Annotated in this window: 19 protein-coding genes; 12 read left to right on the plus strand and 7 right to left on the minus strand. The window is 69.9% G+C overall.

The window, feature by feature from the left end; genetic code table 11:
- The first annotated feature begins 71 nt into the window (after positions 1-71).
- On the plus strand, positions 72-2,201 hold the full coding sequence (locus GUI43_RS34405; RefSeq protein ID WP_112697377.1) for a ThuA domain-containing protein: 2,130 nt from the start codon (positions 72-74) through the stop codon (positions 2,199-2,201).
- A gap of 19 nt (positions 2,202-2,220) precedes the next feature.
- Here the strand turns inward: GUI43_RS34405 and GUI43_RS00420 are convergent, their stop codons facing one another.
- On the minus strand, positions 2,221-2,691 hold the full coding sequence (locus tag GUI43_RS00420) for an RrF2 family transcriptional regulator (RefSeq protein WP_112583519.1): 471 nt from the start codon (positions 2,689-2,691) through the stop codon (positions 2,221-2,223).
- Between the two features lie 116 nt (positions 2,692-2,807).
- On the opposite strand from GUI43_RS00420, the gene GUI43_RS00425 reads away from it, so the two are divergent.
- Entirely contained in the window at positions 2,808-3,275 is a 468-nt protein-coding gene (locus GUI43_RS00425) for a cupin domain-containing protein (protein WP_112583518.1), read from the plus strand.
- A 78-nt stretch (positions 3,276-3,353) separates the two neighbouring features.
- Here GUI43_RS00425 and GUI43_RS00430 read toward each other — a convergent pair whose 3' ends face one another.
- Positions 3,354-5,834: a M14 family zinc carboxypeptidase gene (locus GUI43_RS00430; protein WP_112727081.1), complete on the minus strand. Its 2,481-nt coding sequence runs from the start codon at positions 5,832-5,834 to the stop codon at positions 3,354-3,356.
- A 232-nt stretch (positions 5,835-6,066) separates the two neighbouring features.
- Between GUI43_RS00430 and GUI43_RS00435 the strand changes: the two genes are divergently transcribed.
- From GUI43_RS00435 to GUI43_RS00455, 5 genes are all read left to right on the plus strand, one after another.
- Entirely contained in the window at positions 6,067-7,086 is a 1,020-nt protein-coding gene (locus tag GUI43_RS00435; RefSeq protein ID WP_146763108.1) for a hypothetical protein, read from the plus strand.
- Complete coding sequence (locus tag GUI43_RS00440; protein WP_112697383.1) at positions 7,083-7,607, plus strand: hypothetical protein; 525 nt, start codon at positions 7,083-7,085, stop codon at positions 7,605-7,607. The genes GUI43_RS00435 and GUI43_RS00440 overlap by 4 nt, the downstream gene beginning before the upstream one ends.
- Entirely contained in the window at positions 7,604-8,143 is a 540-nt protein-coding gene (locus GUI43_RS00445; protein ID WP_112697385.1) for a hypothetical protein, read from the plus strand. The genes GUI43_RS00440 and GUI43_RS00445 overlap by 4 nt, the downstream gene beginning before the upstream one ends.
- Before the next feature lie 47 nt (positions 8,144-8,190).
- Positions 8,191-9,138: a hypothetical protein gene (locus GUI43_RS00450; protein ID WP_112697387.1), complete on the plus strand. Its 948-nt coding sequence runs from the start codon at positions 8,191-8,193 to the stop codon at positions 9,136-9,138.
- 97 nt (positions 9,139-9,235) lie between these two features.
- Complete coding sequence (locus GUI43_RS00455) at positions 9,236-10,087, plus strand: CPCC family cysteine-rich protein (protein WP_112697389.1); 852 nt, start codon at positions 9,236-9,238, stop codon at positions 10,085-10,087.
- Here the strand turns inward: GUI43_RS00455 and GUI43_RS00460 are convergent.
- Together GUI43_RS00460 and GUI43_RS00465 are read right to left on the minus strand one after the other, a co-directional pair.
- A complete protein-coding gene (locus GUI43_RS00460) occupies positions 10,065-11,018 on the minus strand; it encodes a cyclase family protein (protein WP_249037604.1) in 954 nt (317 codons plus the stop codon). The genes GUI43_RS00455 and GUI43_RS00460 overlap by 23 nt on opposite strands.
- 296 nt (positions 11,019-11,314) lie before the next feature.
- Complete coding sequence (locus GUI43_RS00465; RefSeq protein WP_112583511.1) at positions 11,315-11,734, minus strand: VOC family protein; 420 nt, start codon at positions 11,732-11,734, stop codon at positions 11,315-11,317.
- A 272-nt stretch (positions 11,735-12,006) separates the two neighbouring features.
- Here GUI43_RS00465 and GUI43_RS00470 point away from each other — a divergent pair, with 272 nt between their 5' ends.
- Positions 12,007-13,194 (plus strand): metal-dependent hydrolase family protein, encoded by a 1,188-nt coding sequence (locus GUI43_RS00470; RefSeq protein ID WP_112697646.1) that lies wholly within the window; start codon positions 12,007-12,009, stop codon positions 13,192-13,194.
- Positions 13,195-13,207: 13 nt separating this feature from the next.
- Here the strand turns inward: GUI43_RS00470 and GUI43_RS00475 are convergent, their stop codons facing one another.
- Entirely contained in the window at positions 13,208-13,642 is a 435-nt protein-coding gene (locus GUI43_RS00475) for a glutaredoxin domain-containing protein (protein ID WP_112697393.1), read from the minus strand.
- Between the two features lie 257 nt (positions 13,643-13,899).
- On the opposite strand from GUI43_RS00475, the gene GUI43_RS00480 reads away from it, so the two are divergent.
- From GUI43_RS00480 to GUI43_RS00490, 3 genes are all read left to right on the plus strand, one after another.
- Positions 13,900-15,414 carry a family 43 glycosylhydrolase gene (locus GUI43_RS00480; protein WP_112697395.1) on the plus strand — a complete coding sequence of 505 codons (1,515 nt, stop codon included), beginning with the start codon at positions 13,900-13,902 and terminating at the stop codon, positions 15,412-15,414.
- Positions 15,415-15,476: 62 nt separating this feature from the next.
- Positions 15,477-17,135: an RICIN domain-containing protein gene (locus tag GUI43_RS00485; protein WP_112697397.1), complete on the plus strand. Its 1,659-nt coding sequence runs from the start codon at positions 15,477-15,479 to the stop codon at positions 17,133-17,135.
- 119 nt (positions 17,136-17,254) lie between these two features.
- Positions 17,255-17,779 carry a hypothetical protein gene (locus GUI43_RS00490; RefSeq protein ID WP_112601376.1) on the plus strand — a complete coding sequence of 175 codons (525 nt, stop codon included), beginning with the start codon at positions 17,255-17,257 and terminating at the stop codon, positions 17,777-17,779.
- Between the two features lie 77 nt (positions 17,780-17,856).
- Here the strand turns inward: GUI43_RS00490 and GUI43_RS00495 are convergent, their stop codons facing one another.
- Together GUI43_RS00495 and GUI43_RS00500 are read right to left on the minus strand one after the other, a co-directional pair.
- Positions 17,857-19,122, minus strand: a complete 1,266-nt coding sequence (locus GUI43_RS00495; RefSeq protein WP_112601375.1) for a prolyl oligopeptidase family serine peptidase — start codon at positions 19,120-19,122, stop codon at positions 17,857-17,859.
- A 167-nt stretch (positions 19,123-19,289) separates the two neighbouring features.
- A complete protein-coding gene (locus tag GUI43_RS00500; RefSeq protein ID WP_146754708.1) occupies positions 19,290-19,889 on the minus strand; it encodes a hypothetical protein in 600 nt (199 codons plus the stop codon).
- Between the two features lie 144 nt (positions 19,890-20,033).
- Between GUI43_RS00500 and GUI43_RS00505 the strand changes: the two genes are divergently transcribed.
- Entirely contained in the window at positions 20,034-22,319 is a 2,286-nt protein-coding gene (locus GUI43_RS00505) for an ATP-binding protein (protein ID WP_170158632.1), read from the plus strand.
- Positions 22,320-22,348: the final 29 nt, after the last annotated feature.

Genomic DNA, 22,348 nt, shown 5'->3' on the forward strand with positions numbered 1-22,348 from the left:
GTGGGCCGTGCCGGCCCGCCGGCCGGCAATGCCGCGCCCGACCGTCCACCCCCTCCCACAAGGAGCCCCGCATGAGTAGACGCGCCATCAGCAGGTTCGCCGCAGCCGTCGTCACCGGACTCACCCTCGCCGCCGGTGCGGCGACGGTCACCTCGACCCCGGCCGAGGCCGCACCGTTGGACAAGGTCCTGGTCTTCTCCAAGACCGCCGGCTTCCGGCACTCCTCCATCCCGAACGGCATCGCCGCCATCCAGCAGCTCGGCGCGGCGAACGGTTTCACCGTCACCGCCACCGAGGACGCGGCGACCTTCACCACGGCGAACCTCGCCCAGTACCAGGCGGTGGTCTTTCTCAGCACCACCGGCGACGTGCTCAACGCCGGCCAGCAGGGCGCGTTCGAGGCGTACCTGGCCGCTGGCGGCGGCTTCGTCGGAGTGCACGCCGCCGCCGACACCGAGTACGACTGGCAGTGGTACGGCGGGCTGGTCGGCGGTTACTTCGCCTCGCACCCGGCCACCCAGCAGGCGACAGTGCGGGTCGAGGACCGGGCCAACGCCTCGACCGCGCACCTGCCGTCGACCTGGACCCGCACCGACGAGTGGTACAACTACCGGACCAACCCCCGCTCGGCGGTCAAGGTGCTGGCCAGCCTCGACGAGTCGTCGTACACGGGTGGGTCGATGGGTGGTGACCACCCGATCACCTGGTGCCACAGCTATGGCGGCGGACGCTCCTGGTACACCGGCCTCGGCCACACCGAGCAGAGCTACGCCGACCCGAACTTCACCCGCATGCTGCTGGGCGGCATCCAGGTGGCGGCCGGGGCGGTGGCGGCCGACTGCCGGCCGGAGCCCGGCTACACCCCGCTGTTCGACGGCACCCAGGCCAGCCTCGGGCAGTGGCGGCAGGCGGGGCCGGGCGGGTTCACAGTGGCCGACGGCACCCTCACGTCCAACGGTGGCATGGGGTTGCTCTGGTACCCGGTGCGCACCTTCGCCAACTACTCGCTCAAGGTCGACTGGATGATGCCGGGCGACGACAACGGCGGAATCTTCATCGGGTTCCCCGATCCGCAGGGCGACCCGTGGGGCCCGGTCGCCGCCGGTCACGAGATCCAGATCGACGCCACCGACGGCGACGCGACGCGCACCACCGGCAGCGTCTACAGCTTCCAGGCACCCAACCAGGCCGCCCGCGCGGCGGCGCTGAACCCACCCGGCTCCTGGAACACCTACGAGATCGGCGTGCACGGCCAGCGGGTCGAGATCTGGCTCAACGGCGTCAAGATCAACGATTACGTCAGCAGCCGGGCCATCGCCAACGGCTACATCGGGTTGCAGAACGACGGTGCCGGGATGGACATCAACTACCGCAACGTGCGGATCAGGACCGACGGTCCGAGTGAGCCACCCGCCACCGACCTGGCCCACGGCCGGCCGGTGACGGCGTCCAGCGTCGAGCCGGGCAGCGCGCACGCGGCGGCCAACGCCGTGGACGGCAACACGACCACCCGCTGGGGCAGCGCGTACGCCGACCCGCAGTGGATCACCGTCGACCTGGGTGCCACGTATGCGATCAACCGGGTGCGGTTGGCCTGGGAGACGGCCCACGCGCGGGCGTACCAGGTCCAGGTGTCGCCGGACAACGCCACCTGGTCGCCGGTGCACACCACGACCGCCGGAGACGGCGGCGTCGACGACCTCACGGTCACCGGCACCGGCCGTTACCTGCGGGTGCACGGCACCCAACGCGCCACCCAGTGGGGCTACTCGTTGTGGGACCTGAATGTCTACGGCACCGCCGCCAGCGGCACCCTGCTCTCCCGGGGCCGACCAGTCACCACCTCCAGCGTGGAGCCGGGCAGCACGCACGTGGCGGGCAACGCCGTGGACGGCAACACCGCCACCCGCTGGGGCAGCGCGTACGCCGACCCGCAGTGGATCTCGGTGGACCTCGGCGTGTCCCGCACCCTCGACCGGGTCCGGCTGACCTGGGAGGCGGCGTACGCGCGGGCGTACCAGATCCAGGTCTCCCCGGACAACGTCACCTGGTCGACGGTGCACACCACGACAACGGGCGACGGCGGTGTGGACGACATCGCCATCTCGGCCACCGGTCGCTACCTGCGCGTCCAGGGCACCCAGCGGGCCCTGCCCACGTACGGCTACTCGCTGTGGGAGCTGGAGGTGCACGGCCGCTGACCGCGGGCCGGACCACGCCCTAGCGCAGCTCCACGATCCTGGCGCGGGTGTTGGCTGGTGCTTCGGGGTGCCCGCGCTCGACGTCGGCCCGGACGTCGGCAACGGTCTTACCGGCCAACTCCCGCCGCCAGGCCAGGTCGGCGCCACGCATGGCCTGGGCGAACGCGCAGGACTCTCGATAGTCGACGCCCGCGTGCTCGCCCGGGCCCTTGCGGAGGATCTGGTCGCACTGGAACAGCTCCTCCGGTCCTTCGATCGCGGCCACGATGTCCAGCAGAGAGATCGCCGCCGGGGTCCGGGCCAGTTGGAAGCCGCCGCGCGGCCCCGAGGTCGACGTGAGGATCCCGGCCCGGGCCAGGGCCTGGAGCTGCTTGTTCAGGTACGCCGGCGGCAGCTCGTAGAAGGCGGCGAGGGTGCTGGTCGGCACCGGGGCGTCCAGCCAGCTCAGGTTGAGGCACGTGTGGAGGGCCCATTCGACGCCCTGACTCATCCGCATAATCCTGGACTCTACCTGTCCAGAATTTGTGACGCACGCCATGATCGCTGGCGTCGATTGATTCTGGACATCTAGTGTCTAGGAATCGACAGACGACGAAGGAGTCGACTATGACTTTGGTACGCGCAGCCCAGGCCGAGGTTCTCGACAACGACCCGGCCAGCGTGATCACGCTGCTCCTCGACCCTGAGCACACCGGCGGTGCCCTGACCAGCAACCGCACAGTGCTCAAGCACGGCACCGACGGCGCGCCTCCACACCTGCACACCCACTCCGGTGAGCTGTTCTTCATGCTCGACGGCGCCCTTGACATGCTCGTCGACGACGAGGTGCACACCCTGCACAAGGGAGACGCGCTCTTTGTCCCCCCGAACACCCCGCACGCCTTCGCCCCCGCCGACGGCCAGGACGCCGACTTCCTCGTCGTGATCACCCCCGGCAAGCCCCGGTTCGACTACTACCGACTGCTGGACAAGGTGCACCAGGGCGAAGCCACCTGGCAGGAGGTCGGCGAAACCCAGGACCGGTACGACAACCACTACGTGGACAGCCCGTTGTGGGCCGGGCGACGAGGCTGACCGGCGCGACGTGTTTGCGCGAGTTGCCCCGTCGGCGCGGGTGGTCCGCACCGACGGGGCAACGATCGTCGTGGGGCGCTACCTCTTGGCGATCCTGATCGTCGCGGTGCGGTAGTTGTTGCGCTTGTCGTTCTTCGTCGGGTCGTAGTTCTTCTCGATGTTGCCGGCGCTGTCGACCGAGAACCAACGGAAGGTCGTCGTCTCGGTCACGTGGAACACCTGCCCCGGCTCACGGAACTCGGTCGCCGCGTAGCGGGGCGACTCGAGCGTGGGCCGGCTGCCGTCGGTCGTGTAGTAGATGGTGGCCGGCTCGCTGGTCTCGAAGTGCACGTCGACAGGCCCGGAGTAGCGCCCCGCACCGGGGACCAGCTGGGACGTCGGGTTCTTGTTGTCCCTGCCCCAGTCCGCCGCGACCCGGAACATCTCCATGATCCCGTTGGCGTACTCCATGGTCTCGGCGTGGCCACTGACGAGCTCGGGGTTGCCGTCCCACTCCGGCTGGAACGAACCGCCCTGCCAGTCACCGGTGGCCGGGTTGTAGACGGAGCCGCCGACCTCCCAGCCGAACGCGTAGATCCCGTAGGTGTGGTACAGGTCCTCGCGTACGTTGCCCGCCGAGGAGTAGAGGACGTCGGACGAACCGCCGACGTTCTCCGGCGTGACGACAGTTTCCCGGTGCGCCTTGACCTGCGACAGGATCCGGGCGGCGGACTGCCAGTAGAACGCCTCGTCACCCAGTGGCGGACGCGGCGTGGTGATCCGGCCGTCCGCGATGTAGGCGCCGGGCTGCCAGAAGAGCTGGCCGCCGTTGGAGTGCACCGACATCATGAACTTGATGTTCTTGTACTTCTCGACCAGCCAGATGATGTTCTTCGACTCGGGCTCGGACAGCTCCCCCGGCCCCTGGTAGGTGCCACTGACGCAGTTGGTCGACCCTCCCGCGTAGCCGTCGTGGCCCGACCCGACCCGGTAGTTCCGGTTCAGGTCGACGCCCCAGGAGTTCCGCTGCGCCGGATCGGCGCTCGCGTCCGGGCAGTGGTTCGTCATGTTCTTACGCTGCGAGGCGAAGTTGTAGAAGCTGTAGTTCGCCCCGTCGGGGTTGTTGGACAGGATGAAGAAGACGTCTGTGTTCTCGACGATCTTCTTCGTCTCCCGGTCGGACCGGTAGTTGTGCACCAGACGTTCGGCCGACTCCAGGCTGGTCGTCGCCGGCACCCACTCCCGGGCGTGGTCCTGCGCCTGGATGAGGACACCAGGCTTCGTACCGTCACGGTGCTTGCCGATCCGCAGGACCGGGATCGTCGCGGGGCCGCGCGGCACCTCGCCCTCCGGTGCTCCGACGCGCTTCTGGTCGAGGAAGTCGGTCAGCGCGACCGGGCCGACCGTCGGAGCGACGATGCCGGTGCCCCCGTTGGTGCGGTACGGGTGCGCCCGGTCGATGAGCCCCGCAGAGCGGCTCCGCAGCGCCTCGGCCACCTCGGCGGCCGTGCTCGTCGGCGCACCCGAGGCGTCCGTGGCGAGCAGGACACGAACCGCCTTGCCGGTGACCTCCACCGCGAGCGGAAGGTTCGCGTCGGGCCGGTCCACGAAGTCCACTGTGATGTCGTTGCCGCCCTGGTGGCCCCACGCCGCCGAGGTGACGACGACCGCCGCCTGCCCCGTACCACCGATCTGGGCCTGCGCCTTGCGTTGGTACCCGTTCGTCTGGTTCGGCAGGTAGACGATCTCGGCGATGTCCGGGTACTGACGGGCGATCTCCTTGGCACGGCTGTAGAGCTGCTGCGGGTGCCGGTAGCCGTCCACGAAGTCCGACTTGTAGGACGGGTTCGCCGTCAGCGGCGGCGGGGCGTCCTCGAGCCAGTTGGAGACGGCACCGGTCGCGACGCCACCGGTGGAACTCGTCAGCTTGATCTTGTTGGGGCGTACGTCGAGCTTGAAGAGATTCCGGTGGAACATGTACTGCCCCGAGTCGACGAACCGGCTCATCGTCCGGGCGAAGCCGAACGGCGTGCCCTTCCCCGAGTCGTTCTCCAACTGCATCCCGACGATGGGGTCCGCCTGCTGCCCCTCGGTGGTCCGCGCCTCGACGTAGAGGAAGCCCTGACCCTTTGTGGTGAACCAGTCGGCGCGGACCACGCGTACCGTCGCGTCGTGGTTCGCCGGCTGGGCCGCCCGCGCGCTGGCCGCGCCGACGCCAATGCCACCGTCGGCCTCGTTGCTCCAGGCGAAGCCCGCGTCGTCGCCGAGCAGCTCGACGCCCATCGCCGTGAGTTCGGTGACCTGCTCGGCGGTCACCACCGCTTCGCCCTCGATGCCGTTCGGCACGCGCCGGAGGCCGTGTTCGAGGTCGAAGCCGGCCGCGGCCACCTTGTCCAGCATGTCGGCACCGGTCAGCCTGATGTGTACGAGGCGTACCGACTCACGACCCTCAGGCTGGGATTGGCCGGTGGCGGCTGACGACCCCGTGGGATCCGCGCCCGCAGGGCCGGTCGTCACGAGGATGCTACCCACCAGGGTGGACAGCGCGAGTAGCGCGATGCGCCGTTGTGATCGCCGCATTCCCCCTCCTTCTGCCTACGACGGGTGATTGCCGGCGGACCGGTCCGGTGAGCGTATGTGCGTTCGCGGCTCCAGCGGCTGACGTCGATCGAATTTGAGCATTCCTTGAGGCGACCGTCGCCGGCCCCGCACCGCCCGCGTCCGTACCCCGGACACCAGGTCCCCCGGCAGAGGGAGCGCTTCCCCATCTGTCGGGGAGGAGAGCTGATACGCAGCCAGCGATCGTAGGTCCATGGCTGTCGTTGAGATACCGAACCGCGCCAGAGCGTGGGCGCTGGCGTGTGCCGTGTTCGTCGTCGCTGCGGTCGCTCAGCGGCTGTACTGGATCGCCGGTGGCCGGTGGGGGTACACCGCCTGCGACCGCACCGATCTGGTCGATCCGGCGGGCGGGTGCGGTGCGGACCAGGTCGTGGTGTTGCCGTTCTGGTCGGGGTGGGGCGCGGTGGGAGTCGGCGTCGCCCTCGCGGTGGTGCTCGGGTGCACGGTCCGGTTTGCCGGCACCTGGGCGACCGCCGGCAGCTGGGCCGCGGCCGCGCTGCTCCTGGTGGTCGCGTTCCCGCTGCACCTGGTCTTCGAGATCCCGGCGGCGCTGGCGGGGCGGCCCTCGGACTGGCGTGACCTCGGGGCCCGGCTCGTACTGGTGGCCGGTGGCGTCCTGTTCGCCGGGCTCGCGAACGCATCCGGGCCCCGGCGCGGACCGGCCGTCGTCGGCTACCGGCCGGTGCCGCTGTGGACACGCCGCTGGGCGTACGTCGCCGTCGCGCTGCCAGTGGTCGGCTGGGCCGTGCCCCACGCGCTGTGGGTGCTCGGCGTTCCGATCGGCATCTCCGAGCGGGAACTGAACGACATCGAACGGAACCTCTCCACACCGACGGGCGTGGCGATCACGCTCGTCCCGCCGCTCGCCGGCCTGCTCGTTCTCGGGCTGGTACAGCGGTGGGGGCAGCAGTTCCCGCGCTGGGTGCCGGGACTACACGGTCGACAGGTCCCCCGACGGCTGGCCGTGATCCCCGCCGGCGTGGTCGCGCTCACGCTCGTCACCTACGGCGTGCTGAGCATCGCGGTGCTCGTCGGCCGACTGCTCACCGGTGACACGCGCTGGTCCCAGGTGTGGGACGGATGGGCCGTCACCGCCACGCTGCTGGTCTTCCTCGGCTGGGGAGTGTCGTTGGCCGTCACCACCGCCGGCTACGCCCTCACCACCTCGACCCACGCCGCCATGACCGCCTCCCCAGGATCGGAGCGTCCATGAACCCCACTGACTCTGCCCGCGTCTCGACAGCCGCCCCGCACTGGGCGGTCTGGGCCGCCTACGCCGTCCCGCTCTGCGTCCTGCCGTCCACGGCCTGGCGACTGTCGTTGGTGTTCACCGACGATGCCGTCACCCGGTGGTACATGGTCTTCCTGTCCGCCCTGTCGATGGGGCTGGCCCTGTTGACACTCGGTCTGGTGCACGGGTGGGGACAGCGAGTCCCGTACTGGGTGCCCCGCATCGGCGGCCGTCGGATCCCGGCGCGTCCGGTCGTGCGCGTCGCACTGATCGGCGGCTTGTCGCTCGTCGCCATCTGCTTGTACTTCCTCCTGAACCAGAGGTTCCACCTTGTGCAGAGCACCTGGGTAGGCATCGGCGACGACGAACCGGTGCACCCGACTCCCGGTTGGGAGGTGCTCCGCTACTACGCCCCAATGCTCGCTTGGGGACCTCTGGTCATCGCGGTGGCGGCCGACTACCGCCGGCGCGCAGCCATGAATCACAGAATGGAAAAGCCATGAAAACCCGCAAACTGCTTGTCGCCATGCTCGCCGGGGCCGTGATGGTCGTCGGTGCCCCGGTGTCGGCGCAGGCCGACGACCAGGACCCACCGGAGGTACCCGCCACGCCGGGTGCGTGGATCGCCGGCGTCGGTGGTTTCGTCTACGACGAGCCCGGGACAGTCGGTCATCAGATCCGGTTCGGTGTCCTGGGTTGGGTCGACCGCGACGGAACAGGCCACGGCGTGTTCCGTTTCCGGCATGCGCTGCCCGACGGAAGCGTGGTGGGTGAGGGACACGCCGAGGTGACGTGCGTCAGCGTGGTGGGCGACACCGCACTGGTAACCGCTGTCGTCCCGAAGGGCGGCAGTCCGATGGTCAACCACGTCTTCGTCATCAAGATCATTGAGGGTGGTCCGGGTCGAGCCGACCAGATCGAGACGCTCCAGGCCGGCGGCGATCCGACCAGACCCGCCAAGCGGTACTGCATCGACACCGCCCCGTACAACCTCTCCCGCTACCCGGTCCGACCCGGCGGTTACGCGTTTGGCACGTGACATTTTCGCGCCTGCGGGAGCAGCATGTCCGGTCCTATCCTTGCGTGGTGTCGTACGCCGATCTCACTTATGCGCAGTGGAACGACCTCTCCGATGGGGCTGCCCACCGGCTCGTCGAGGAGATCGCCGACCGGCACGGTCTGACCGTGCCGGTCGGCCTCCGGGACACCGTGTACGCGGGGCGGTCGCACCGGGTGGCGCTGTTCGAGCGGGACGGGATGCGGTTCGCACTGGTGCCCGGCGGCCAACCGACGCTCGGCCACGACGCGACCCGTTTCCAGCCCACGTCGGACCAACTGGCCAGCTACGCCGACAGCGCTGACGAGTACGGCCTTCCACAGTTGGCCGAGTACGTCGACGCGATGACCTCGCCGATGCGCACCGTGGAGTTGCCAGCGATGCTGGTCGCTGTCGACGCGTTCGACCCCTGCGAGGTCCCGCTGGCGCCGGACGACCCCCGGGTGCTCAAACTCATCGCGTCGCAGGGAGCCCAGCTCGACGGGGTGAGCACGTTCCGGTCTGCCGGTGGGCTGACCGTCGAGTTCGACCGGACCGGGCAGGTGGCGAAGGCCCGAGCGATTACGGACGTCTCCTACGACGAGGCGATGGCCCAGCTCGCGAGCGTCGGCCTGCGGACGGCGACTGCGGATGAGTGGGAGTGGGCATGCGGCGCGGGGGCGACGACTCTGTTCCGCTGGGGTGATGACTGCCCCGTCGACGGTTACCCGTACGACTACAAAACCGGAATGCACCACGACACCAACCTGTGGGGGTTGGCGATCGGGCAAGATCCGTACAAGCACGAGGTGACCACCGAGCGCACCATCGTGTGCGGCGGCGATGGCGGCGGCACCACCTGCGGAGGCAGCGGCTTTTTCCTGGGGTGGCTCACCCTCGCGACCGCCTACCGGGACAAGGATTTCGGCCAGTGGCTCGCCTCTGACGACGGGTACGCCGAAGAGATCCTGACCCGACCCGTCCTGGAGCTGAGCTAGGCCCACAGCGGCTGGCCACTTCGCAGCGGCAGGTCCGCGCATCCGGCGCCCCAAAAAGCATGAGACTCGACGAGATTCCCAGTGCACGCTTGGCGGCATGGAGCCCGCCTACCCCTGTGTGTGCTGCGGATATCGCACCCTCTCGGACCCACCGGGATCTCATGAGATCTGTCCCGTGTGCGGGTGGGAGGACGACGTCTACCAACTCCGCTGGCCGTATCAGGCGGTCGGCGCAAACGATCGCTCGTTGTTCGATGCCCAGCGGAGCTTCATTCCGCCCTCGTCCAGCGCTGATTCCAGCCGCACGCAGACCCGCGCCGACGTAAGCGATTTCGAGCGGGAGCCCCTCTGGCGGCGCATCGATGATCGCCGCGACCGGTTCGAGCCACGCGGCGGAAGCCTCGCCCCCTGGCCCGACGATCGGACGATCCTGTACTGGTGGCGGCGCCGCACCTCGAGAGCCTGGTGGGAGGACGTCACACCCAGTGCCCTCACCTACGGCGACGACGCCGACAGTCGGGTCACCGAGTTCGTCGCTGCCGTGCGTGCTGTCGCCGACGCGACGCCGCCTGCCGATCCTGACAACCTCTCCGGCATGGAGGTCGACTTCGACCACTACCTCTGGCGCTGCCGATCGATCCGGCAGGTGACAGTGTCCAGCAGTGCGGACCCTGCCGGTCAACTGACCGCCCACTGCCTCGCCGAACAAGCCGCAACGCCACAGCAGGTCGCAGCGGAGCTTGAAGAAGTGTGGCTGCGGGACCTTCGCTACCAGGACTGGGACGCCCACCTGCTGCAGGTCACGCCGACCTCGGTGGATCTCCACGTGGCGACCAGGAACAGCCAAGGCGGCTACTACATCACCGCTTCGATCTTCACACGATGGTCCGACAACGTCGATGCGTCGACAGACGCAGCAGCCGAGTTCAGAACGTGGCGATCGGGTTGACCGGGCTGCCGGACGTGCCGGCGAAGCGGACGGGTGCGACTGCCAGGTGAAAGTCCCACTGGCCGAGCTCGGCGGCCGTCGTCGCGCAGGCTTCCAGGTCGCAGTTGTCGAGCATCCACAGACCCATCGCGACGAGGCTCACGGCGTGGACCGGCATCAGAACGTCGTCGTACCCGGACGGCTGAACGTCCTGGGGGGTGTCAGCGCCGATCAGCGCCACCCCCCGTTCGTGCAGCCACGGCAGACAGGACGCGTGCCAGCCGGCCTGCGTGAAGCCGCTGGCCGCACCGTTCTCGTGCCGGAAGCGCCCGTAGCCGGTCCGCAGGAGTACCGCATCGCCGGGTCGCACCCGCACATCCTGGCGACGCTCGGCCTCCTCGAGATCGTGGGGAAACACGCCCTGCCCCGGCTCCAGCCATGGCACACCCCGGGCCGCCGCGACGTCGAGCAGGACACCACGCGTGACGATCCCGTTCGCGGCCGCCGTGACGGCCGCCCACGCCGAGCCCGTCGCGGCGTCGACCAGTGAGTGCGACCGCCCGTTGTACATCGTGCCGTCCCAGAAGATGTGGCACGGCGAGTCGAGGTGGGTGAGGGTGTTGCCGTGGAACGAGATGCCGAGCCGCTCGGACGAGAAGCCCCAGCGCCGGTCGGCGTGGAAGGCGGGCGGCATGTTCTCCGCACCCGGCATGTCGGCGGTGCACGGGCACGTCGTCGTCGACCGCTCCATGTCTGCCGGTGCGGCGACCTCCCACGCGCAGGACACACTCCTGCCGTGCCGCACCGCCCCCGCCGCCGCCAACCGGACGTCGTCGGTGATGTGGTTCAGCGTTCCGCGCTCGTCGTCGTCGCCCCACCGCCCCCAGTTGGACAGCGTGTCGAAGTACCCGAGCACCTCGTCCTGGGTCGGCACCGGTCGCCCTGGCGTCATGTCAGCATCGACTCCTCGTGTCACGCGGTTTCGAGGCACCGCAGGTCAGAGTAGCCCGCCGCTTGATCGACGGAGGACCGCAGGCAGCGCAGCCGCGCTGGTGTTCTACTCACTGAACTCGGTCACGGAGAGCGCCTCGTCCAGTCGACCGGCGGCGAGGTCGTCGTGGCGGATGACGAAGCTGCCGTAGTAGAACTCGTCGGCGAGGGAAAAACAGGCGAGCGAGGTACGACGCGAGGACGCCGGGCGGCCGGATGGCTCGCCCTGTCGGCATCACCGCCGTTGCCCGCCGACGGTCAGAGGCCCTGACCCACCTCGACCAGGTAGCCGTCCGGGTCGCGCAGGTAGCAGCGGATCTCCGTTCCGTGGTCCTTCGGCTCGGTGAGGAAGTCCGCGCCCCGGGACTTCCACTCCTCGTAGAGTTTCCGAATGTCCCGGACCCGGACGTTCATCGCGCAGCTCAGCGTGTTGGAGTCGGCCGGCGCCTTGGCCTGCACCGTCGGCTTGTCGTCCGTCGGACCGCCCTCGACGTTGATGATGATGTAGCTGTTGAAGAACTTCATGATCAGCGGGCTGCTCTCGTGGACGCAGGTCGCCCCGAACACCCGCTCGTAGTACTCCCGGGACCGCGCCAGATCGCGAACGATCAGCAAGGTTGCGAGGAACATGCCGTCCTCGGGCTCGAAGTAGTCGGGTGCCGGGTTGGCCAACGCCATGACGTCCTCCTGTCGTCGCCCGTCCAGCGCGAGAAGTCGGGCGGCGTCGTATCCCCCACCGATGTTGGCGAAAACGCCACTGCGGCGGGCGATGCCCCGACTGACACGACAGGTGCCGACCCGGCAGGGGGATGGGATATCGCTCCGGCGAGGGAGGCCGTGCGCCGTTGGCGGTGCGATGGTCAGGCCATCACCGGTGGCCGTCAGCGGACAACGGCATCGCGGGCGTCGGTGGTGACGGCAGTGTCCGAGCGGGACGGGTTGGGGTGACGATGACGAAGCATGCTGTCCGGGTGGCCCGGATGTTCGACGGCGAACGGCTCGTGGACGGTGGGGTGCTGGTCCTGCTCGACGAGGGGCGCATCGCCGAGGTGCACCGGGGTAGCGCCGAGGCGCCGGAAGGCTGGCCGGTGCGTGAGGAGCCGAACGGCACGCTGCTGCCCGGTCTGGTCGACGCGCACGTGCACCTGTGCGCCGACGCCGGGCCCGACGCGCTCGGCCGGCTCGCCGATCGTCCCGAGTCGGACCTCGACGCGGTCGTCGAGGCGTCGCTACGTACGCACCTGGCGGCCGGCGTCACGACGGTCCGGGACCTGGGCGACCGGCGCGACGCGGTGCTGCATTGGCGGGATCGGCGGGTACGGAACGACCTTCCGACGGTGGTGGGGTCGGGCGCACCGCTCACCAGCGTCGGCGGGCACTGCTGGTCGTTGGGGGGTGAGGCGAGCGGTGTCGACGGGATCCGCGAGGCCGTACGTCTGCGGGTGGCGGCCGGTGCCGATCTGGTGAAGGTCATGGCCAGCGGCGGGGTGTTCACCCCGGGCACCGACACCACGAGGCCGCAGTTCACCGACGAGGAACTGACCGCCGCACTGACGCAGGCCCACGATCTGGGCCTGCCGGTGACCGCGCACGCGCACGCGCTCAGCGCGGTCGAGCAGGCGCTGCGCGTCGGTGTGGACGGCATCGAGCACTGCACCTGCGTCACCGCGGCCGGCGCCCGTGTTCCCGCTGAGCTCGCGGACCGACTGGCCGCGTCCGGGGTGGCGGTCTGTGCCACGCTCGGCACCGACCCGGCCGTGGTCACGCCACCCGAGGTGGTGGAGATGGCGGCGCGGGCCGGGCTCAGCGAGGCCGCGCTGCGCGACGGCGTTGCCACCCTGCAGCGGGCCGGGGTCCGCCTGGTGGCCGGTTCGGACGCGGGCCTCGGCCCCGCGAAGCCGCACGGGATCCTGCCCGAGACGCTCGTCGAGTACGTGGTCTGCGGCATATCCGCCACCGTCGCCCTCGCCGCGGCCACGTCGGTCGGCGCCGAGGTGTGTGGCCTGGGGCGACGCAAGGGCCGGGTCCGCCCCGGGTTCGAGGCCGACCTGTTGATCGTGGACGGCGACCCGACGAGCGACATCACGGTGCTGCGCCGCCCGCTCGCGGTATACCTCGCCGGTGACCTCGTGAGATAAGGGTGTCGCCGGGTCAGGACGAGCGGAGCTGCTCACGGAACCAGGCCCGGTCGGGGTTCACGACAGCCTGATCGCCGAGCACGACGGTGGGCACTGTCTCGTTGCCGCCGGCCACCGCCCGGACGGCGGCGGCAGCGGCCGGGTCGCGCCAGATGTCCACCCAGTGCGCCCGCCGGGCGAGCCGGCCGAGGGAGAACCGGAGCCGCAGGCAGTAGTGACAGCCGGGACGCCAGTACACGATCGGCCGGCCGTCCAGCGCGCTGGCCCGCTGCGCCTCGGCGGCGCCCATCGAGCGGGGAAAGGCCCACGGCGACAGCAGCAGCGCCAAAGCCAGGAAGACCACCAACTCGACGCCGCCGACGACGGGCAGATCGTCGGCCAGTTGCGCCGTAGCCACCAGCACGCCGCACGTCGCCATCAGGATCGCCAGAACCCACCGTCGCAGCACGCCGAGGACCCTACCTCCCGGTACGCGACGGCCGCTGTTCCGGCCAGGTCGGCGGCCCTCACGCCTTGACATGTATCGATGTTAACGCCAACATGAACTCCGCCACCTGGTAGCAACGCCACCGTCACATTCCCAGCCCTTTACGCCTCTTCCCCGGCCCTGCCCGACGTCGCCGCGTGGCGTCGACCGGACCGGCCACGGATCCCCGCGCGCTACAGGTGCTGGTCAATGACCGTCCCCAATCTCGCGGAGGACACATGCCGCTGCCATTCCCTCGAACCGACCCGAACACCCGTCGGGCCGTCCGCCGGGGGCCTGCCGGCCACGGTGTCCCTCGGCGTCTGCGGTCGACGCTGGCCGCGGTGCTGGTGGTGCTGGCCGTGTCGGCCGGCCTGCCCGTGGCCGCGCCGGCGCACGCCGCGCCGGCCGTCACCTACACCAACCCGTTGGTGAACCAGCGGGCCGACCCGCACATTTTCCGGCACACCGACGGCTACTACTACCTGACCGCGACCGTGCCGCAGTACGACCGGATCGTGCTGCGCCGGGCGACCACCCTGCAAGGGTTGGCAACGGCCGCGGAGACGACGATCTGGAGCCGCCACACCAGCGGAGAGATGGGCGCCCACATCTGGGCGCCGGAGATCCACTTCATAAACAACAGGTGGTACGTCTACTTCGCCGCGGGCCGCACCGACGACGTGTGGCGCATCCGGATGTACGTGTTGGAGAACGCCAACGCGAATCCGCTGACCGGTTCGTGGACGGAACGCGGCCGGATCACCACACCCTGGGACACCTTCAGCCTGGACGCCTCGACCTTCGTCGCCAACGGGGTGCGCTATCTGACCTGGGCACAGCAGGAGCCGTCGATCGGAAACAACTCCAACGTCTACCTCGCCCGGATGGGTGCCAACCCGTGGCAGATCACTGGGACCGTGACCCGGCTCGTCGTGCCGACGTACGACTGGGAAACCCGCGGTTACCGGGTTGCCGAGGGACCGGCGGTGATCCAACGAAACGGCCGGATCTTCCTGACCTACTCGGCCAGCGCCACGGACGCCAACTACTGCCTCGGGATGCTGAGCGCCTCCGCCAGCGCGAACCTGCTCGACGCCGCCTCCTGGAGCAAGAGCCCCAGCCCGGTGTTCGCCAGCAACGCGGTCACCGGCCAGTACGGCCCCGGCCACAACTCGTTCACCGTCTCCGAGGACGGGCAGAGCGACATCCTCGTCTACCACGACCGGAACTACCGCGACATCACCGGCGATCCGCTCAACGACCCGAACCGACGCACCCGGCTACAGAAGGTGTACTGGAACGCCGACGGCACCCCGAACTTCGGCATCCCGGTGCCCGATGGGGCCACACCGGTGCGGCTGCGGTCCCATGACCAGGCCAGCAGCTTCATCCGGCACTACGACTACCGGGCACGGATCGAGCCGAACGTGACCAACCTGGCCGACTCCCAGTTCCGCATCGTCACCGGCCTCGCCGGCGGCGGATCGGTGTCGCTGGAGTCGACCAACTTCCCCGGTTACTACCTACGCCACCGGGGCTACGCCCTGTACGTGGAGAAGAACGACGGCTCGGCGCTGTTTGGCGGCGACGCGAGCTTCCGTCGTCAAGCCGGCCTCGCCGACAGCGCCGGGATCTCACTGGAGTCGCACAACTTCCCGGGCCGCCACGTGCGCCACCGCGACGGACTGCTCTACATCGAGGCGGTCAGTTCGAGCGCCGAGCGCGCTTCGGCCACCTTCCACCTCGAGTAGGTGCCCGCGGTCGTCGATACCCGTCCAGGTTCGTCCGGAGCCCATTCCAGCCAGGAGGAGCGATGCCCTTCAGCATCACCAGAAGACCGTCCGGCGGCGGGCCGATCCGTCGCGGCCGGCGTACGGGCCTGGTGTTCGCCATGATCACCACGCTGGTCGGCGCGGCCGGTGCCGCTCTGGTCGGCGCACCGCCGGCAGCGGCGGCGAGCATCGACACCAACGCCTACTACGTCCTGGTCAACCGCAACAGCGGCAAGGTCCTCGACGTCCGGGACACCTCGACGGCAGACGGCGCGGTGATCCAGCAGTGGTCCCGTAACGACGGCGCGTGGCAACAGTTCCAGTTCGTCTCCTCCGGCAGCGGCTACTACCGCCTCAAGGCCCGGCACAGCGGCAAGGTCGTCGACCTCTGGGAGTGGAACACCGCCGACGGCGCCGAGTACCGCCAGTGGTCCGATGTCAACGGCACCAACCAGCAGTTCCAGGTTCTCGACTCCGACGGCGGCTACGTCCGGCTGATCAACCGCCACTCCGCGAAGGCACTTGAGGTCTGGGAGCGGTCCGCGGCCGACGGCGGCCGGATCAGTCAGTACGCCGACCTCAACGGCCCGAACCAGCAGTGGCAGCTGGTCGCGGTCGGTGGCGGCAGCACGCCACCGACCACCGGCTGTGGCAGCGGGTCCACCAACGCCGAGGCCGTACTGAGCGGGAGCACCTGGACGGCCCGCAACGGCTCGTCGACTGTCTACTCGGGTTCGGACATGCTGTCGGCGATGCAGGCGGCGGTCAACTCGCTCTCGGCGGGTCGTACGTCGAAGCAGCGGGTGGTGGTTCGCGGCTCCGGCTCGATGAGCGCGGGCTCGCGGTTGTCGCTGCCGTCGTACACGACCCTGGCCGTGTGCGGCACGATCAACGTGACCGGGTCGGGTTCGGGTGACCAGGCGCCGGTGTACTCGCGGGGAACCACTGACGTCGAGGTGCAGAACCTCACGCTGACCGGCTCGCCGTTGTACGGGATCTTCATGCGCAACGTGAACAACCTGACTCTCGGGCAGATCGACATGCGGCTCTCCGCCGGTCTGGGCGTACGCATCGACAACCATGGTGGGGATCGAGCGGTGAAGGTGCGCAACGTCCGCATCGACACCGTGTACGTGTCGGGGACCGGCACCCACGGGGTGGAGACGTACGGCGTGGACGGTCTGACGATCGGCACGGTCACGGCCCGCAACACCCGGGACTCCGGCCTGCTGCTCAATGACACGATCAACGCCACGGTGGGCACCGTCGACGCGCAGGGCGCCGGGGCCGGCACCGGGTACGCCGCGTTCCGGATGGCCAACCGCAACGGCCGGGTGGGCAACTCGTACCCGACCAACATCCGGGTCGGAACCGTGCTCGCGTCCGGCGGTGGTCGGGGGATCTTCTGCGTGTCCGAGTCCGGTGGCGCGGTCATCGACCGGGTGACGATCTCTAACACGGGCAACAACGCGATCCTGGTGGAGAACTGCTACAACGTCACCATCGCCGGGGTGTCCGGGACGGTGACGGGCGGCGGCGAGGTGCGGATCGCGGCCCGGAGCGAGTTCCCGATCTCCTCCGGCATCCGATTCCAGAATCTGACCGTCAGCGGCACCAACATCACCCAGAGCCCCTGCGGTGGCGCGAACAACACGATCAGCAACGTCACCCGGGTCAACTCGACCCTGACGTGGTGCTGAGCCGGTGAAGAGCGGCCGCCCGGGTTGGGGCGGCCGCTCTGCACCGGATCGTGGTCGGTGCTTCCGCCCGGGCCGGTCGCGGGGTTTCGTCGGCTGGCGCTTGCGGGTAGCGATGGCCCATGAACCGCAATCTCGTCAAGGCTCTACAGGTCGCGTGGGAGCTGCCGGAGTTCCGTTCCGGGGTGCGACACGTCATCGATCTTGATGAGGTCGCGGTGCTGCTGGCCACGCTGTCGGTCCCGAACCATGACCACGAGGTGGAGCGCAGCCTGCTGAGCCTGCTGCGGTCCGCCCTGGACACTGTCGAGATTCGGGAAGCGGTGCTGCTGCTGCTGGAGCGCGACGAGGTGCGCGGGCCGCTTGTCGCGGCGGCGGTGGAGCCGCTGGCGGATCGGCCGGGTCAGGCTGCCGCCATCGCGTCGGCGGCCGAGGATCCGGTGGTGCGGCGTGAGGTGCGGGCGGTGCTGGCCAGTGCCAAGGTGCGCGAGCTGATCTGGCAGGCGATCGAGAACCAGCTGAGCGACGACCGGTTCGGTCTGATCCGCCGGGCGGCGGTGCTGTTCGTGCGGCACCCGAGCGTCCGACGCCTCGCCTGGGCACTGCGCCGGCACGGGGTGTTGCGGGAACTACGCCGCAAGCAGTGATCCACGCCAGTCAACGGCTCCGGGCCGACCTCGCAGGGTCGACCCGGAGCCGAACCTCCGCCTCGCCGGCCAGCAGATCACCGACGGCGGCGGGCCATCCACTGCCAGATGTGGGTGCCGTTGAGGCTCGGGTCGTTGCGGGCCACGTAGATCCAGGACCAGTGACCGGGGAACTGGTAGCCGTTCCAGACGACGTGGTCGTACAGGCTGATCAGTGATCCCGGGATGAGGTCGTGGGCGTGGATCGTGTTGGTCTCGGGTGGCACTGTGTCGTCGTCGCGCGAGGTGACCAGCCAGGTCGGGGTCCGAATGCTCGCCAACTCCGCGTCGGTGATCAGCGGCGGGCCCTCCCCGCTGAGCGGCTCGACGACACCGCAGATCGGCACCGAGGCGGCGAACAGGTCGGGGTAGGTCGAGGTCATCTCCAGGGACATGTAGCCGCCGTTGCTGCACCCGACCACGTAGATCCGGTCCGGGTCGACACGCTTGCGGCGTACGAGGTCCTGAACGATCTCGCGGATCAGCGGGGCGAACCGGGGGCCGTCCTCCATCCAGTAGGAGGTGCTCTGCGGAGCGACGACGTACGCGCCGGAGAAGATCCGCTGGGCCTGCGGGGTGGCGAAGCCGAGCGCTCCCCGGTTGGCGCGCAGCGTGGTCTCGTTGTCGTAGTAGCCGTCCGGCAGCGAGGCGCCCTCGCCGCCACCGTGCAGCCAGACGATCAGCGGCCGTCGGTCGTGCCGGGGCGAGTGGTCGGGCGAGTACAGCCGGTACTTCATACCCGAGCCCGAGACGTGGTAGCTGAAGGCGTCCACCTCGGGGTTCGACAGCCCTGCCTGCACGAAGCGACTGATGGTGACCGGTGAGCCGCGCCGCCGGACGATCGGGGTGTTCTGGGTGATGGTGTAGACGAGGTCCAGCCGGACGTTGCGGCCCCGGCTCAGGATGTAGCCGAGGGTGCCACCTCCGGGTTGACCCTCGGCGTGGCTCAGCTCCAGCACGATGTTCCCGTGCCGGTCGAGCCGGGCCGCGGTGACCGTACGGTCCAGGTCGTACTCGCTGAAGATCTGGTCCCCGGGAGCGATCGGGATCGGGCTGGTGGCCTTGGCGTGCACGCTGAACGTGCCGGGGGTCAGCCCGGCCGGGTCGATCGGCCCGAGCCGGCGGGTGTCGAGGGTGACCGAGGTGACCTGCTCGCCGCCGTCGAGCGTTGTCGCGTCGAGGGTGAAGCTCACGCTGGTGGGATGGCGGCCACTGGCGTGGGCGGCGGGGCCGGGCAGGGCCAGGCCGATGGCGGCACCGGCCCCACCGGCCAGAACGGTGCGACGAGTGACAGACGTGGACATGCGGTCCCCCGTACCTTGCGATGTAGAAGGTCATCGATGGCGTCTCAACGTAACGCCGCGGAGATCCGCTGGCAACCGGTGCGGGCACGAGCGATCAGGGCGCCCCACGTCATGGAGCTACGCGGAAGACGCCCTGATCAGTCACGGCAGGAGGATCGCCAGCACGGTCAGCTCAGGCGCTCGAACACGGAGAACGGGTAAACCCAGGCGGGGTTGAACATCAGGCCCAGCCGGTGCAGGTACCGCTGGCAGGCGCTCGGCTGCGCCGGGTCGGGGCAGAAGGTCACCCACAGTTCGGAGTACCCGTCCTTCTCGGTCGGGCTGTAGTTGACGATCTGGTCGCGCACGACGAACCGCATCGAGGTCAGTCGGGGGTCCTGCACGTCGTTGGGGAAGGAGAGGGACGTGTCCAGGCCGTACAGCACGATCTCGTTGGAGAACAGGCAGACGCTCGCCTGGAAGTACAACTCGTAGATGGTGGTGTAGGTGGCTGTCTCGTAGACCGCCTCGGAGACCTCCTCGCGGTAGCAGGGGGTGCCCGGCGGGAACGCGGGCGGCGTGGGCACCGGGATCGCGTTGGTCGTGATGTCGCCGGTGGTGCGGGCCGAACTGCCCGACGGGGTAGCGCGCAGGCCACCGTCGGCGCAGGCCGCCTTCGTCCTGCAGATGGCCGCGTCGGGCGCCGCCGACGCGGCGGCCGCCGGGACGGTGAGCGTCGCCGCGAGCACTGTCAGGGCCAGGACCAGAGACTTGAGATGTACGGACACATGACCTCCAATGGTTCGATCAGTGCGCTCTGCACCCGAGCAGGATCGCCGAACGAGCCGAGCCTCTGGCCGGGATTCCGTACACCGCCGTACACTGACGAACGTCGATTGCCGACGGGGGGCGGGACACTGGACGCTGCGGGGGTGCGAACGTCCGACGACCTTGCCGGGTTGTTGCGGGCGTTGCGACGCAGGCACGCACGCCAACAGGGTGACGGCGAGCTGACCTATCGCGAGTTGGCCGCCCGCACCGGCTGGTCGCACACCGCGATCGCGGAATACCTCACCGGGAAGACGCTGCCGCCGACCGACCGGCTCGACGCTCTGGTCCGGCTCCTCGGTGCCACGCCGGCCGAGCAGGGTGCGCTGGCCACCGCCCGGGACCGGATCGAGGAGAGCCGCCGCCGCGCGCCGCGCACACCCGACCGGCTGGTGCCCCGGCAGTTGCCCGCCGACGTGGCCAGCCTCGCCGGCCGTGACGACGAGTTGGCCCTTCTCGACAAGCTCGTCGCCGCGCCCACCGCCGTCGTGGTCGCCGCCATCTCGGGCACCGCCGGGGTGGGCAAGACCGCCCTGGCCGTGCACTGGGCGCATCGCGTCGCGCACCAGTTCGACGACGGTCAGCTCTACGTGAACCTACGCGGCTTCGACCCGCGCGGGCAGGCGCTGAGCGCGGCGAAGGTGCTGCACGGCTTCCTGGACGCTCTCGGGGTGCCGGCCGCCCGGGTGCCCGCCGACCTCGACGCCCAGGCCGCGCTGTACCGCAGCGCGCTGGCCGGCAAACGGGTCCTCATCGTGCTGGACAACGCCCGCGACGCCGAACAGGTCCGTCCGCTGCTGCCCGGCACATCCACCACCGTGGTGCTGGTGACGAGCCGCAACCAGCTCACCTCGCTGGTCAGCCTCGACTGCGCGCACCCGATCCCGCTCGGCCTGCTCAGCCGCGACGCGGCCAGTCGTCTACTCACCAATCGGCTCGGCGCCGAACGGGTGGCCGCCGAGCCGGAGGCCGCCGAGGCGATCATCGCCGCCTGCGCACGGCTACCGCTGGCGTTGAGCATCGCCGCCGCGAGAGTCCAGCAGTCCGGCTTTCCGCTGGGCACCCTCGCGACCGAACTGGGGACGGCTGGTCGGCGGTTCGGCGTACTGGACGCGGGCGACGCCGTCGGGGAGGTACGGGCGGTGTTCTCCTGGTCGTACACCGCGCTCGCCCCGCCGGCGGCCGGGTTGTTCCGGCTGCTGGGCCTGCACCCCGGTCCGGACATCACGGTGGCCGCGGCGGCGAGCCTGGCCGGTCTTCCGGCGGAAGGAACCCACCGGTCGCTGACCGAGCTGACCCGCGCGAACCTGCTCGCCGAGTACCGGCCCGGCCGGTTCACGGCGCACGACCTGTTGCGGGCGTACGCCGCCGAACTCAGCGACGGCACCGACCCCGAGCCGGACCGCAGGGCCGCCACGACAAGGTTTCTCGACCACTACACCCACACCACCCACACCGCCGACGCCCTGCTGCGCCCGCACAGCGACCCGGTCGACCACCTCATGACCCCGCCCGCGGCCGGTGTGCATCCTGAGCGACCCACCACCCACGCGGAGGCGATGGCCTGGTTGACCGCCGAGCACCCGGTCCTGCTCGCCGCGCTCCGCCAGGCCGCCGGTGCGGGGTTCGACGCGCACACCTGGCGGCTGGGACGGGCCCTCGACACGTTCCTGGACCGGCAGGGGCACTGGCACGACCGCGTCGAGACCTGCAAGGCGGCCCTGCTCGCCGCCGAGCGTCTCGGCGACCCGGTCGCGCAGGCGGTCGCGCACCGTTTCCTCGCCGGCGCCCACACCGCGGTCAACCGGTACGCCGACGCGCTGGGCCACCTCGAACGGGCCCTCGACCTGTACCTCCGCGCTGACGACGCCGAGGGCGAGGCGCGTACGCACCAGAACCTCGCCTCGTTGTGGGACCGGCAGGGCGAGCCACGGAAGGCCCTTGAGCACTCGAAGCGGACCCTCGTGCTGGCCGAGGCCGCCGGCCATCGCCGAGCCCAGGCCGACGCGCTCAACGCGGTGGGCTGGTGCCATGCCCAACTCGGCGAGCACCCCGCCGCGTTGGCGTACTGCGAGCAGGCCCTCGCACTCCTCCAACAGCTCGACGACCGCGCCGGCGAGGCCGCGACCTGGGACAGCCTCGGCTTCGCACACCACCACCTCGGCCAGTACGGCCGGGCCGTGGAGTGCTACGAGCGCACGCTTGAGCTGACCCGTGACCTCGGCGACCTCTGGGGTGAGGCGGACACGCTCAGCCGGCTCGGTGACACCCGCCACGCCCTTGGCGACCCCACCTCCGGTCGGGCCGACTGGCAGCGGGCACTGGACATCTTCACGGCCCTCAACCACCCGGACGCCGCCGCCGTCCGCGCCAAACTCCAGCTGCCGTAATCGAGACCATCGCCCAGCGACCGGCCACC

The sequence above is a fragment of the Micromonospora noduli genome (assembly GCF_003264365.1).
Classification (GTDB): domain Bacteria; phylum Actinomycetota; class Actinomycetes; order Mycobacteriales; family Micromonosporaceae; genus Micromonospora; species Micromonospora noduli.

Excerpts from the sequence above, each read along its gene's own strand:
- GUI43_RS34405 (WP_112697377.1), top strand. The coding sequence starts at position 72 with ATGAGTAGACGCGCCATCAGCAGGTTCGCCGCAGCCGTCGTCACCGGA.
- GUI43_RS00420 (WP_112583519.1), bottom strand. The coding sequence starts at position 2,691 with ATGAGTCAGGGCGTCGAATGGGCCCTCCACACGTGCCTCAACCTGAGC.
- GUI43_RS00425 (WP_112583518.1), top strand. The coding sequence starts at position 2,808 with ATGACTTTGGTACGCGCAGCCCAGGCCGAGGTTCTCGACAACGACCCG.
- GUI43_RS00480 (WP_112697395.1), top strand. The coding sequence starts at position 13,900 with ATGCCGCTGCCATTCCCTCGAACCGACCCGAACACCCGTCGGGCCGTC.
- GUI43_RS00490 (WP_112601376.1), top strand. The coding sequence starts at position 17,255 with ATGAACCGCAATCTCGTCAAGGCTCTACAGGTCGCGTGGGAGCTGCCG.
- GUI43_RS00445 (WP_112697385.1), top strand. The coding sequence starts at position 7,604 with ATGAAAACCCGCAAACTGCTTGTCGCCATGCTCGCCGGGGCCGTGATG.
- GUI43_RS00440 (WP_112697383.1), top strand. The coding sequence starts at position 7,083 with ATGAACCCCACTGACTCTGCCCGCGTCTCGACAGCCGCCCCGCACTGG.
- GUI43_RS00455 (WP_112697389.1), top strand. The coding sequence starts at position 9,236 with ATGGAGCCCGCCTACCCCTGTGTGTGCTGCGGATATCGCACCCTCTCG.
- GUI43_RS00470 (WP_112697646.1), top strand. The coding sequence starts at position 12,007 with ATGACGAAGCATGCTGTCCGGGTGGCCCGGATGTTCGACGGCGAACGG.
- GUI43_RS00435 (WP_146763108.1), top strand. The coding sequence starts at position 6,067 with ATGGCTGTCGTTGAGATACCGAACCGCGCCAGAGCGTGGGCGCTGGCG.
- GUI43_RS00430 (WP_112727081.1), bottom strand. The coding sequence starts at position 5,834 with ATGCGGCGATCACAACGGCGCATCGCGCTACTCGCGCTGTCCACCCTG.
- GUI43_RS00495 (WP_112601375.1), bottom strand. The coding sequence starts at position 19,122 with ATGTCCACGTCTGTCACTCGTCGCACCGTTCTGGCCGGTGGGGCCGGT.
- GUI43_RS00465 (WP_112583511.1), bottom strand. The coding sequence starts at position 11,734 with ATGGCGTTGGCCAACCCGGCACCCGACTACTTCGAGCCCGAGGACGGC.
- GUI43_RS00460 (WP_249037604.1), bottom strand. The coding sequence starts at position 11,018 with ATGACGCCAGGGCGACCGGTGCCGACCCAGGACGAGGTGCTCGGGTAC.
- GUI43_RS00485 (WP_112697397.1), top strand. The coding sequence starts at position 15,477 with ATGCCCTTCAGCATCACCAGAAGACCGTCCGGCGGCGGGCCGATCCGT.